The sequence below is a fragment of the Pseudoalteromonas sp. AOP7-A1-14 genome (assembly GCF_052376275.1).
Lineage (GTDB): Bacteria > Pseudomonadota > Gammaproteobacteria > Enterobacterales > Alteromonadaceae > Pseudoalteromonas.
Genome location: NZ_JBQSVO010000113.1, coordinates 1 through 11,965 on the forward strand (window position 1 = coordinate 1; position 11,965 = coordinate 11,965).

Annotated in this window: 10 protein-coding genes and 4 tRNA genes; 5 read left to right on the forward strand and 9 right to left on the reverse strand. The window is 40.2% G+C overall.

Annotated features, from left to right (window positions below; genetic code table 11):
* Positions 1-136: 136 nt before the first annotated feature.
* The 7 genes from ACT3RM_RS14680 to murB form a co-directional block, all read right to left on the reverse strand.
* Positions 137-212, reverse strand: a tRNA-Thr gene (locus ACT3RM_RS14680).
* Between the two features lie 12 nt (positions 213-224).
* Positions 225-299, reverse strand: a tRNA-Gly gene (locus ACT3RM_RS14685).
* A gap of 44 nt (positions 300-343) precedes the next feature.
* Positions 344-428, reverse strand: a tRNA-Tyr gene (locus ACT3RM_RS14690).
* Positions 429-468: 40 nt separating this feature from the next.
* Positions 469-544, reverse strand: a tRNA-Thr gene (locus ACT3RM_RS14695).
* Between the two features lie 117 nt (positions 545-661).
* Positions 662-1,357: a type III pantothenate kinase gene (locus tag ACT3RM_RS14700; RefSeq protein ID WP_441835912.1), complete on the reverse strand. Its 696-nt coding sequence runs from the start codon at positions 1,355-1,357 to the stop codon at positions 662-664.
* On the reverse strand, positions 1,354-2,346 hold the full coding sequence (gene birA, locus ACT3RM_RS14705; protein ID WP_441835911.1) for a bifunctional biotin--[acetyl-CoA-carboxylase] ligase/biotin operon repressor BirA: 993 nt from the start codon (positions 2,344-2,346) through the stop codon (positions 1,354-1,356). Before birA ends, ACT3RM_RS14700 begins: the two co-directional genes overlap by 4 nt.
* Positions 2,343-3,353, reverse strand: a complete 1,011-nt coding sequence (murB, locus tag ACT3RM_RS14710) for a UDP-N-acetylmuramate dehydrogenase (protein ID WP_441835910.1) — start codon at positions 3,351-3,353, stop codon at positions 2,343-2,345. Before murB ends, birA begins: the two co-directional genes overlap by 4 nt.
* Positions 3,354-3,495: 142 nt before the next feature.
* Here murB and ACT3RM_RS14715 point away from each other — a divergent pair, with 142 nt between their 5' ends.
* On the forward strand, positions 3,496-5,340 hold the full coding sequence (locus tag ACT3RM_RS14715; protein WP_441835909.1) for a M1 family metallopeptidase: 1,845 nt from the start codon (positions 3,496-3,498) through the stop codon (positions 5,338-5,340).
* A gap of 210 nt (positions 5,341-5,550) precedes the next feature.
* On the opposite strand, the gene ACT3RM_RS14720 is transcribed toward ACT3RM_RS14715, so the two are convergent.
* Positions 5,551-6,183 (reverse strand): DUF2057 domain-containing protein, encoded by a 633-nt coding sequence (locus tag ACT3RM_RS14720; protein ID WP_441835908.1) that lies wholly within the window; start codon positions 6,181-6,183, stop codon positions 5,551-5,553.
* Positions 6,184-6,276: 93 nt separating this feature from the next.
* Here ACT3RM_RS14720 and ACT3RM_RS14725 point away from each other — a divergent pair, with 93 nt between their 5' ends.
* From ACT3RM_RS14725 to ACT3RM_RS14735, 3 genes are all read left to right on the forward strand, one after another.
* Positions 6,277-6,648 carry a histidine triad nucleotide-binding protein gene (locus ACT3RM_RS14725; RefSeq protein ID WP_441835907.1) on the forward strand — a complete coding sequence of 124 codons (372 nt, stop codon included), beginning with the start codon at positions 6,277-6,279 and terminating at the stop codon, positions 6,646-6,648.
* Positions 6,649-6,872: 224 nt separating this feature from the next.
* Positions 6,873-7,529 carry a response regulator transcription factor gene (locus ACT3RM_RS14730; protein WP_441835906.1) on the forward strand — a complete coding sequence of 219 codons (657 nt, stop codon included), beginning with the start codon at positions 6,873-6,875 and terminating at the stop codon, positions 7,527-7,529.
* A gap of 118 nt (positions 7,530-7,647) precedes the next feature.
* Complete coding sequence (locus ACT3RM_RS14735; RefSeq protein WP_441835905.1) at positions 7,648-9,804, forward strand: ATP-binding protein; 2,157 nt, start codon at positions 7,648-7,650, stop codon at positions 9,802-9,804.
* A 136-nt stretch (positions 9,805-9,940) separates the two neighbouring features.
* Here ACT3RM_RS14735 and ACT3RM_RS14740 read toward each other — a convergent pair whose 3' ends face one another.
* A complete protein-coding gene (locus ACT3RM_RS14740) occupies positions 9,941-11,359 on the reverse strand; it encodes a mannose-1-phosphate guanylyltransferase/mannose-6-phosphate isomerase (RefSeq protein ID WP_441835904.1) in 1,419 nt (472 codons plus the stop codon).
* Between the two features lie 129 nt (positions 11,360-11,488).
* On the opposite strand from ACT3RM_RS14740, the gene ACT3RM_RS14745 reads away from it, so the two are divergent.
* A partial coding sequence (locus tag ACT3RM_RS14745) for an RNA-binding protein (RefSeq protein ID WP_441835903.1) occupies positions 11,489-11,965 on the forward strand: 477 nt, incomplete at its 3' end.

The window sequence follows — 11,965 nt, forward strand, 5'->3', positions numbered from 1 at the left end:
GACGGAACCTATCAGTTTTGTGTATCTAGACTACATATGAAAATAATCCACCATAGGTAGATTAAGTTAATTTTTTCAAATTTTAAATAGTTTTTTCTGACAGATAAAAGGAGAAGTCAAGAATGGGCTTAGAAACTGGTGCTGATAGGCAGATTTGAACTGCCGACCTCACCCTTACCAAGGGTGCGCTCTACCAACTGAGCTATATCAGCAACACCAGAAACTGGAGCGGGCAGCGGGAATCGAACCCGCATCATCAGCTTGGAAGGCTGAGGTAATAGCCATTATACGATGCCCGCGTAAGAACCTGTTCTTAAACTACCTCTAACCGTCAAGAATAAAGTGGTGGAGGGAGCTGGATTCGAACCAGCGAAGGCTGAGCCGTCAGATTTACAATCTGATCCCTTTGGCCGCTCGGGAACCCCTCCACGAAAATTCTTTACTAAGTCACTTCCGGTAAAAGGAAAGTGGTGCCGACTAACCGAGTCGAACGGTTGACCTACTGATTACAAGTCAGTTGCTCTACCAGCTGAGCTAAGTCGGCACTGCTTTAGTACGGGGCGAGATTCTAGAGTAAGGTTTGTTGGGATGCAACAACAAAATCAAAAAAAGTGTGAATTTACACTTCAAATGCTCAGTTTTCAGACAAAAGTAGCTGTTTTTAGTCTTTAATACTGAGTTGATGCCAATAACTCAATCCTTTCATAACTAACAAAGAATCAAAATCACTACCTGGAAGGTGTTGTTGTAATAACGATCCATATCCCCCTGCTAAAACTATTTGTGCTTCAGCAGGTAAATGCAACATTGCTTGTTTAATGGCACCAATGGTAGCTACTAACGCGCCATTTTTTAAACCATTTGGGGTATTCACCCCCAACTCATTACTAAAAAGCGTATTTTTATCATCAAACACACGTTGAGTGTTTTGTGTTAATGATTGGGTCATCAAATCTAGGCCCGGTAAAATCCACCCCCCTAAGTGCTGCCCCGTATCTGTTAACACATCAATGGTGGTTGCCGTGCCTGCATCAATAATAATGCAATTTTTTTTAGGCCACAGACTATAAGCAGCAATAAGTACTAGCCAACGATCAATCCCTAAATTATTTACTTGTCGGTAAGCGCATTTAAGCTTACCAAGTTCTGCGGTTACTTTAGCCTCAGTACAATTAATTCCTAGTTCAGTAGCGCGAGCTAAAAGCTTGTTCATCATCTCGCTTTTACCTACGCAGGCGTAAACCAACTCGGTTACTTGTGACCAAGGAATACTATTAGCTTCGCAGGGAGTTAGCTGCTGCGTTTGGCATAACACTATTTTGACTGAAGAGTTACCCACATCAACAAGTAGCTTCATGATTTAACCTTACGTAAAGAAATTTCTCCACCGTAATAACTTTTTACTTCGCCATCGCATCTAATACGAATCCCCCCTAGACCGTCAATCCCTTCACAAATACCTTGCCAGCTGCGATTTCCGGTAGAGAGCTCCACATACTGTTTGGCAAAAGCATTAAGGTTATTCCACTGCTGATACATCTGCTGTAAACCATGTTCACTAAATTCAGCTAAGCGTTGCTCTAAACTAAAGGTTAACTGCGCTACTAAGTCGTTTTTATTGATTGTTTGGCAATGCTGACTTAGGTCGGTCCAAGCTTGGTCAATCTGTTGGCTCGCACTTTCTGGCATTTGTAGGTTAATACCAATACCAATCACTAGCTGGCAAGGTCCTTGTGGTTGACCATCTAATTCCACCAGCACACCTGCGAGCTTTTCTTTGTTTAAGTAAATATCGTTAGGCCACTTCAGCTCAACATCCAGTTGATAAAGCGTTTTTAAAGCATCATATACAGCAAGCCCTACCGCAATAGATACGCCCATAGCCGCTTGTAAGCCATCATCTAAGCACCAAAAATAGCTATAATATAAGTTAGTACCAAATGGAGATTGCCACACGCGCCCTCTGCGCCCGCGCCCGGCTTCCTGCATTTCTGCAACTACAACAGATCCAGATTCAAGCGCTGGGTTTACTTGAATACGACGCATTAGTTCGCTGTTGGTCGAATCAATAATAGGCTGCACATCAACTTGCGCTGTTTTGCCTCCTAATTGCTGATACTTTGTTTTTATTGCATTACTACTTAATAAACCAACATTATTATTTAAACAATAACCCTTACCGCTCACTTTAAATATATCTAGCCCCATTTCTTGCAATGAACTTATATGCTTACCGACTGCGGCACGGCTAATGCCTAGTTGCTCACCTAATAACTGCCCAGAGATAAACCCGCCTTGATTTAACGAATTTAAAATTGCCTGCTTGTTGCCATAAGGTGCCTTCATGGCTGCTCCTGTAAATTAATATTACACTCATCAGAATCAGCCATTAGCCGTACTTCATGGTGTAAGTGTATTTGATAGCGTTGCCATACTTGTAGCTGGATGTGTTTTATCATAGCAACTAAATCACTGCCTTGGCTGTTGCCATGGTTAACTAATACGAGAGCTTGTTGCTGGTATACCTCAATACCTGCAATACGATGTCCTTTTAAACCCGCTTGTTCAATCAACCAACCAGCAGCGATTTTATGATGTGCATCATCATAAAAATAATGAGGTAATTGCGGGTGGCTTTTTAATAAAGCATGTAATTGTGAGTTAGGAATTATGGGGTTTTTAAAAAAACTACCAGCATTTGCAAGTACATACGGGTCAGGTAATTTACTATTTCGGGTAGTTATAACCTGCTCATAAACGGCTTTTGCCGTGACCTTACTAACCTTTTTCAATGGCCCATAACTCAGCTCTGGTTGCCATTTTTTTGGTAAACAAAGTCCGACTTGGGTGATCACCACTTTATTTTTTAAATCATGCTTAAAAATAGAGTCGCGATAGCCAAACTGGCAGTCTACTTTACTAAGACGTATAACTTGCTTTTGAGCAATATCAAAACACTCTACGTATTCAATATACTTTGCCAGTTCTACTCCATAAGCACCAATATTTTGCACCGGTGCGGCCCCAACGGTACCCGGAATTAAAGCTAAGTTTTCAAGCCCTGGCATATCGTGCTCTAGGGTGTAAGTAACTAATTGATGCCAGTTTTCACCGGCCGCGACTTCCAATAAGTAATCATTTTCACGAGGAGTTAGGGAAACCCCCTTAGTAGCCATTTTAATCACGGTACCTTGGTAGTCATTTAAAAAAACCGTATTACTACCCTCACCTAAAATACAAAAAGGGACATTAAACAATTGCTGCTGCAATTGTTTAATGTCGGTAATTTCACAAAGGTGCAAACACTGACTTGGTAACGAAAATGTATGGAAAGTTTGCAGTGACTGAGCCACAATAAGCCTCAAAATTTACCAGTAACTAATCGCACTAGTTTAACCTATCGTCGCAAAACGCGCACTAGATTGTAAAAAATGCTCAACCCTGCCTTTCAATCATGATATAAAACCAGCACTTTTTATTCGTTCCAGGGTATTTATGAAAATCAAACCTCTCTTTTTAAGCCTCGCTATGGCAGGTATGTGCTCTCAAGCAATGGCCAGCGCTATTGATCAAAATTCGTATGCCAACCTTGATGATGTAATCACTACACATTTAAACCTTGATTTAGATATCGATTTTTCCGACAAGCAGTTAGAAGGTTTTGTTGAGCATACCCTTAAGTGGAAAAATACCAGCAGTAAAAAATTAGTGCTTGATACTCGTGATTTAGATATTGATAAAATAATGTACCAGTCACAAGATGGCCATTGGCATAAAGCAGCCTTTACGCTTGCTAAACGTGATGATGTTAAAGGATCGAAACTTACTATTACCTTTAAAAGCCAAGCGCCTAAAGTACGTATTTACTACAACAGCCGTCCTGAAGCATCCGGCTTACAATGGTTAACACCAGAGCAAACTGCAAGTAAAACGCTACCATTTATGTATAGCCAGTCGCAGGCTATTCATGCCCGTAGCTGGATCCCAGTACAAGATACACCTGCGATGCGTGTAACGTACTCGGCACGCATCCATACACCTGAAGATATTCGTGCTGTAATGAGTGCAGATAACAAAGATGCACTTTATAAAGATGGCGATTATCACTTTACTATGCCCCAAGCGATCTCTCCTTATTTAATCGCTATTGGCGCGGGTAATCTTGAATTTAAAGCCATGTCACACCAGACAGGTGTTTTTGCTGAGCCAACAATTTTAGATGCCTCAGTGGCTGAGTTTAACGACACTCAAATGATGATCGACAAAGCCAATGCTATGTACGGCGAATATGCCTGGGGTCGTTATGATCTATTAATGCTTCCGCCAAGCTTTCCGTTTGGTGGCATGGAAAACCCACGTCTATCGTTTATTACCCCAACAGTTGTAGCAGGTGATAAAAGTTTAGTTAACTTAATTGCTCATGAACTTGCTCATTCGTGGTCAGGAAACCTAGTGACTAACGCTACATGGGAAGACTTATGGCTTAACGAAGGTTTTACCTCGTACGTTGAAAACCGCATTATGGAAGAAGTGTTTGGTCGAGACCGTGCGATTATGGAGCAAGCGCTAGACACTGCAAGCCTTCGCGCACAACTTAAGACAATAGACGCACCAGATACACGCCTTAATCTAAAACTTAATGGGCGCGATCCGGACGATGCATTCAGTTCAGTGCCTTACACTAAAGGTCAGCTATTTTTGATCTACCTTGAAGAAAAGTATGGTCGCGACAAATTTGACCCATTTGTAAAAGCTTACTTTGATGAGTTTGCTTTTAAATCGCTAACTACCGCTGAGTTTGTAACTTACTTAAAAGCCAACTTAATTGAAGAATATCCAGGCGTAGTAAGCATGGATAAAGTAAATGAGTGGATTTTTGAGCCAGGCTTACCCAGTGATGCGCCAAACCCAACATCAGATGCGTTTGATAAAGTCGATAATGTGACTCAAGCGTGGCTAAAAGGCGATATAACTGCGGCTGAACTACCTACAGCTGATTGGACTGTCCATGAATGGCTTCACTTTTTAAATAACCTACCTCGTGATTTAAGCATTGAAAACATGACCGAGCTTGATAGCCAATTTAACCTTACTCAATCAACTAACACAGAGCGCGCATTTGCTTGGTATATGCTGGCAGTAGGTAATGGTTATCAACCAATTTATCCAGCTCTTGATAAGCATTTATCTGGGATTGGTCGTCGTAAATTAATTGTGCCTTTATATAAAGCACTAATTAAAAATGGCAAACGTGAATGGGCGCACGATGTATACATGAAAGCACGTCCGGGTTACCACCCATTAGCACAAGGTACAGTCGACAACTTATTTGCTAAATAATAACGAGCAAGTAACACCATTTAAAAAGGGCGATAACTCGCCCTTTTTTGTGTTTTAAGCCCAACATAGATATAGGTAAGGGCCGTGAGTGGGGCCCGGTAGTTTGCTCAATTTTTTACTTAGCTCGCTAGTTTATAACTATCGCGTCGCGATTACATCGCCTCTAGATTGAACACGCTTTAATTTTAAAAGGACAACCAATCCTACCCCTTACTTTTTAGTCACTTTGTTCAAAAATGCTTGGCGCTCTTGTACTGTCGCTTTTTGCCACCAAAAATCTAGCATTGCCGCTGCGCTCGGTTCTTTTTGCGTGGCTGCATGGCGATTCGATTCTTTAACAGGAAATGTGGCTGCCTTGCCCGTAGTAACCGTTGCTATCGCGACCTGTGCTGGGGCTACTTGCTTAACAGTAGGTGCTGGTGCTGCGCTTACTTTTGGGCTACTAAGTATACTTAACGGTTCAGCCAGCGCACTCCCTTTAGGTTTAAGGCTAACTTGGGGTGACTCGGCAAATGCTTTAGCAGCTACAGCATTATCAGCACGATTAAACACTACCTCGTAATCTGTACTTTCATCAATGGTAACTTGCACCCAAAATGGTTTTGAATCAACAGTGGTATGGTTGTCATAACCTTGCTCGTATAAATCCGTGTACCTAAGTTTTAATTTATGTGTACCCGGCGCCAGTTCGATATCATCAACACGGCTAAAAAATGACTGTTCAATCACTCGATCATCGGCTTGCAGTGGGACCAACTCTTCAGGAAAGTGAATGATCTCTGCCACACTATTTAAACTAAAGCACAATGCAGCAACTGTTGTTAGTCTTATTAATTTACTCATACTTACCCCTTTATGTTTAATTTCAGTTTGACACCACAAACAAATTTTGTCATTAGTGGGGGAATCTTATGTAATCTATAATATGAGTATAAAATGAGCCAAGAGACTATTTTTAGTAAAATAATCAACCGTGAAATTCCCGCCGACATCATTTATGAAGATGAGCAATCACTCGCTTTTAAAGACATCAATCCGCAAGCGCCTTTTCATGTTTTGATTATCCCAAAAAAAGCGATTGCGACAATTAACGATATTACCGAAGAAAATGCATCATTAGTGGGTCATTTATACGTAGTTGCAGCAAAACTCGCTAAACAACATGGATTTAGTGATGATGGCTTTCGAGTTGTGATGAATTGTAACGAGCATGGCGGACAAACTGTTTATCATATTCATTTACATATGCTAGCGGGTAAGGAAATGGGATGGCCACCATACCAAGCTAAGAAGAAAGAATTGCATTAAGTTTTTTAATGTAACTTTATGTAAATAATACCCTTACTATAGATTGGGTTACAATAAAAAACAGCAATAAATACAAATATATAAAAAAGAAAGAAAGTAAAATATTACACAAGATAGTACTAAACTAGCAATAAAACTGTATTTACATAGGAAACTTCTAATACTAAAGGCGCGTGTTGCATGATAGACTTCATAAGTCAACTTTATTCAAGAGTATGTAAACCATGAGCAATTCAGCCTTTTTACTATTAGACGTAGAGCCGATTAATACGATTGGTATCAATGTATTAGAACCCCTTTTAAAAACTCAGGGGCTTGAGATAACAACTGGAACTAATATCGCCGACGTACCTGAAGACACCCGCTTATTGTTTATTGAAGCGTCAAGTCGAGATGCTTGGAACAAACTAAAAGAACAGCTTGTTAATTTGCGTTTTAAGTGCGATATTGTATTGTTTAATCTAGACGAAAATCCTGAACTTGCTAATCGCGCCTTATTAAGCGGTATTCGCGGCGTATTTTACACCACTGATAACGCTGATGTATTAATGAAAGGTATCCGCTTGCTACTTGAAGGCCAGCTTTGGTATCGCCGTGATATCATGTGTAACGCGCTAAACCGTATGTTGCAGTTTAATCAAGACACTCTTCATAAGTTAACCGACGGCGATATTGAGCCAATAAAACTCACTAAGCGAGAAAAAGCAATTATTGCCTTAATGAGCAATGGTTCTAAAAATAAAGAAATTGCCGAAGAGCTAAGCATTAGTCCGCATACAGTTAAAACTCACTTATACAGTGCATTTAGAAAAACCAAATGTCGTAACCGTATTGAGTTACTTTCATGGGCCCAGCAAAATATTCCTGACGAAATTCGTTAGTTTTATCGAAAATAGGCACTTTTTTAGTGCCTATTTCTCTTCTGCCGATAAGCGTTATATTTATTTAGCTATAGCGCCATCGTTTTGATGCGGCTAATTCTTTTCGCTTGGAACCGCAATGCTCGACTCCGTAACCCTTTATCTTACCAGCGCCGCCATGATGCTAGTAATGGCATTATTGAACTTCCTTACTTGGCGAGCCAATAAAAAAACCCCCGGTACACTACTTTATATTTATTATCCATTAATGGTGTTTGCCGCCGTAATGAGCTTTGCTGTTCATAGCTATTTAGATAACACCACCATTGGTGGTTTAGCCTATGGTTTATTCTTTAGTGCATCTATCATTCATGCCTTAGTAATTAGTCAATTTTTAAATTATCGCGGTGTGGAGTTTAAAATATTTATTGGCGTGACGATTATACTTGCTGGTGTATTAATATACTTTAGTGTGGTTGATTCTAACTTGCGTAACCGCGTGCTCGCTTCTGACTTACAGCATATCTGTGAAGCGATTTTTTTACTGTATTTATTCATTCGTTTTGCCCGTAAAACCTATCCAAATGGCAGTATTGTTTATATTTTGATTCTTAGTATTATTGTCATCGTATTTACACTGCGGGCATTTTTAATGGGCGAAGTTGACCGCTCAACACTCATCAATGAAAACTGGTTTAGTATCACCTTATTTATATACGGCGTCATTGCACCGATGTTCTACGCCACTGGCATGGCACTATTGTGTAATGAACGCCGAGAACAAAACTTAAATCAACTCGCAGAAAAAGCACATAAAGATTTAGAAATTCGGGGCTTATTTTTATCTACTATTAGCCATGAAATACGTACACCACTAAATGGAATTTTAGGCAGTGCGCAGCTTATTTTGAACCAATCAAGCGATCCCCGTGATAAACCCTATTGCGAAGCCATTATTAACTCTGCCGAATCGCTAAACTTACTCGTTGATAAAGTGCTCGACTATGCGAGCCTTGATCAACATAACGAAGCCCTTTATGAAGAAGATGTAGAATTTAAAACTTGGCTTAATAATTTATGTTTATTACTGAGCCCGCTTGCAGAACAAAAGAACTTAACCTTTTCACTTTCCTACCAGTTACCTGAACAAGCCTGTTACTACTGCGACCAACAAAAATTACGGCAAATTATTATTAATCTAGTGGGTAATGCCATAAAGTTTACTGATCAAGGAAATGTCAAAGTTAATATATCATTACTTGAAGAACGCCAGCTTGAGCACCGTGTTCGTATCAGCGTGATCGATTCAGGCCCTGGCATTGAAAATGACGAAATTGAATACCTTACCGAGCCGTATATACAAAGTAATGCCGGCAAAGAAAAAGGCGGTACTGGCCTTGGCCTTGCCATAACAAGCCGCTTACTGGGTAAACTAAATAGCCAATTAAACATCACCAGTGAGCTAAATAAAGGGAGCTCTTTTAGTTTTGATATTAACCTCACTATTGGTGAGTTAAGCCTTGTTGAGCAGCGTCATCAATCAAAAGATTACTTAACCGGGCTCGACGTTTTGCTGGTCGAAGATTTAGATCTAAACCAAAAAATTGCTATTGAGTTTATGGCCGATGATGAGCATAAAATCAAGCTCGCTAGAGATGGTAAAAGTGCTATTGAATTGATGCAGCGGCACCATTTTGATGTCGTGCTGCTAGATATGAACCTGCCTGACTTAAATGGTCAAGATGTACTTAAAGCACTAAAAAAAATTGATCATAAAAACCAGCGTACACCTGTACTTGCGTTTACTGCAAGTCTAAGCCCCGATGAGATTAAAGAGTACTTCGCGTTGGGTATTAAAAATATTGTTGGCAAACCAATTAAGCAGCAAAAGTTACGCCAAGCTCTCAGTGACTCTCAAACCACGCAAAGCTCTAACTTTGCGGTTGATCTGAGTGATGTGTTGTACGACCAAAGCGCCGCTGATACATTAAAAAGTTCATTTAGTGAAGATGAAGTATCGTCAATTTATAACGAGTTTGTACTCTCTGCGCGTAATAAACTCATTCGCGCCCAACAACTTTGCGAACAACAACCAGAGCAATGTATAAAAATACTCCATCGCCAAGCCAGCACCGCCCTGCAACTAGGCTTTAATCGCTACGGCATGGAGCTTAAAAAACTCGAACGACGCTTACTCGACAATAAACCGCTTAAAGAATCACTTACCGACACTCTCGTGCTTTGGCAAAGCAGCCTAGAGCAGTATTTAAAGTATGTACGGAGTCAACTGAATTAGTTGGCTAGTTGCCGATAGTAAGGCTTCAAGGGACAAGTGCTTTGCTCTAGCAACATTCTAAAATAGCCTGTAAACACGGATTTATTCCACGCTTTTAATTCATTATCCGCCTAACTTTACTCTTTCTGCTATGGCGCTATTTACGTCCATACTGATCGTCAAAGCGTTCTATATCCGCTTCATCTAAAATCCCACCGGTTTGCACTTCAATCAGCATAAGAGGTTCATTTTGTCCATTAGCTAGGCTATGAATTTGACCGGCAGCTATATAACATGACTGGTCGGGTGTTAACGTATTTGCTTTTCCATCAATGTTTACATCAGCAGTACCTGATACCACCACCCAATGCTCAGCACGGTATTGATGGCGCTGAGTAGAAAGCTTTGCACCTGGAGTTACAATTATTTTCTTTACTTTAAAGCCAGCGCCTTCAACCAATACCCGATAACTACCCCACGGTCGATACACAGCTTGATGATGGATCAGTTTATTACTACTTTTAACAGCTAATCGCTTTAATAATTCAGGTAACTGATCTAGCTGGTTTTTATCAGCTACTAATGTGGCATCATGAGTGTGAATAACAGCTAAGTCTTTGACCCCTAAAGCGGCAATAGTATGGCCGCGCTCACTATTGAGTAAGTTATTTTCACTATTTAACAACACTGCATCTGCGTTTTTGTTATTGCCTTGCGCGTCTTTTTCTGCACTTTGCCACAAAGCATTAAAACTGCCTACATCATTCCATTTAAGCGCAAGTGGTAGTACCGCAACATTAGGGCTTCTCTCTAAAATAGCATAATCAATCGAATCACTTGGGCAATTTTGTAATGCACTTTCATCTGCGCGAGTAAAATCTAAATCGTGTGAAAACACCGCAGCATTCGCTACACTCTTGGCTATTTTAGGGGCAAAGCGCTCAAGCTCAGCAAGGTAAGCTTTAGGAGTAAATAAAAACATACCGCTGTTCCACGCATAACGACCATCTACAAGATATTGCTCAGCGACTGCGAGGCTTGGCTTCTCTTTAAACTCATCGACCTCAAAACAATAACTATCAGTAATCGGCGAGCCTTGCTTGATGTAACCATAGCCACAATTTGCAGAGTCAGGCTTGATAGCAAAGGTAATTAATTTGCCTTGCTCCGCGAGTTTTATTGCATCAGGTAGCTTATCTATAAGTAACGAGAAATTATCAATATGATGATCAGCAGGCATCACTAGCATCGGTGTATTCATACCTTGCTGAAGTGAAAAATGTGCTGCAAGTGCAATTGCCGGAGCGGTATTTTTACCTTCGCGTTCAAGTAATAATGCTGTGGGATCCACATGCTGTTGCTTACATTGGTCACTTGCAATAAAGCGGTGTTGTTCGTTGCACACTAAAATTGGCGCATTAAAAAATGGGGGATTTACCCGCTTGAGTGTATTTTGTAGTAGTGACTCATCCCCTAGCAACGGCAAAAATTGCTTTGGCATAGCTTGGCGCGATAAAGGCCAAAGTCGCGAACCAATACCCCCTGCTAAAATGACAGGAGTAACTGATGAAGTCATACTAAACACACCATATACAAACAAATGCTAAGTTTAGCAAACTACTCTGTGTGAAGATATTTGAATTACACAAAGCCGTTTACATGCTAGGTTTATATACGCAAGTCATCAACTTGGATTAGAATATTCATGTATAAATTGTTTGTTTTATTACTTACCGTTTTTTATAGCCATATAGCCGCAGCAAAAACAAATGTGTATCACTGCACTATTGAGGGTACTGCCACCTTTAGCCAGTTTCCATGTGGAAAAGACGCCAAAAAAGTTAATATCGCTGTTACTAATATCGCTAAATCTGCGGTAAATAATGACGACCAAGGCGTATCTGCCGAAATAGGAAACTACCTCACAGGGCAACAGATTGATCGTCAAATAAAAAAAAGTAAAAATAATATAAAAAAATTACAAGAGCAGCTTAATAGCCGAAAAATTCAAATAGATTATATGACTCAAGACAGCGCTAATCGTTTAGGGGCTAGTTCTATTAGCGATGCTATTACTCAACAGCGTAATAAAGTTGACCAACTTTATAAGCCTAAAATAGAACAGCAGCAAAAACAGATTGATCAGTTAACAGCGCTTAAAAGCAAAATAGATCAGGGTAGC

Coding starts and splice junctions, on each gene's coding strand:
- ACT3RM_RS14700 (WP_441835912.1), bottom strand. CDS start 1,357: ATGAAGCTACTTGTTGATGTGGGTAACTCTTCAGTCAAAATAGTGTTA.
- birA (WP_441835911.1), bottom strand. CDS start 2,346: ATGAAGGCACCTTATGGCAACAAGCAGGCAATTTTAAATTCGTTAAAT.
- ACT3RM_RS14715 (WP_441835909.1), top strand. CDS start 3,496: ATGAAAATCAAACCTCTCTTTTTAAGCCTCGCTATGGCAGGTATGTGC.
- ACT3RM_RS14720 (WP_441835908.1), bottom strand. CDS start 6,183: ATGAGTAAATTAATAAGACTAACAACAGTTGCTGCATTGTGCTTTAGT.
- ACT3RM_RS14725 (WP_441835907.1), top strand. CDS start 6,277: ATGAGCCAAGAGACTATTTTTAGTAAAATAATCAACCGTGAAATTCCC.
- ACT3RM_RS14730 (WP_441835906.1), top strand. CDS start 6,873: ATGAGCAATTCAGCCTTTTTACTATTAGACGTAGAGCCGATTAATACG.
- ACT3RM_RS14735 (WP_441835905.1), top strand. CDS start 7,648: ATGCTCGACTCCGTAACCCTTTATCTTACCAGCGCCGCCATGATGCTA.
- ACT3RM_RS14740 (WP_441835904.1), bottom strand. CDS start 11,359: ATGACTTCATCAGTTACTCCTGTCATTTTAGCAGGGGGTATTGGTTCG.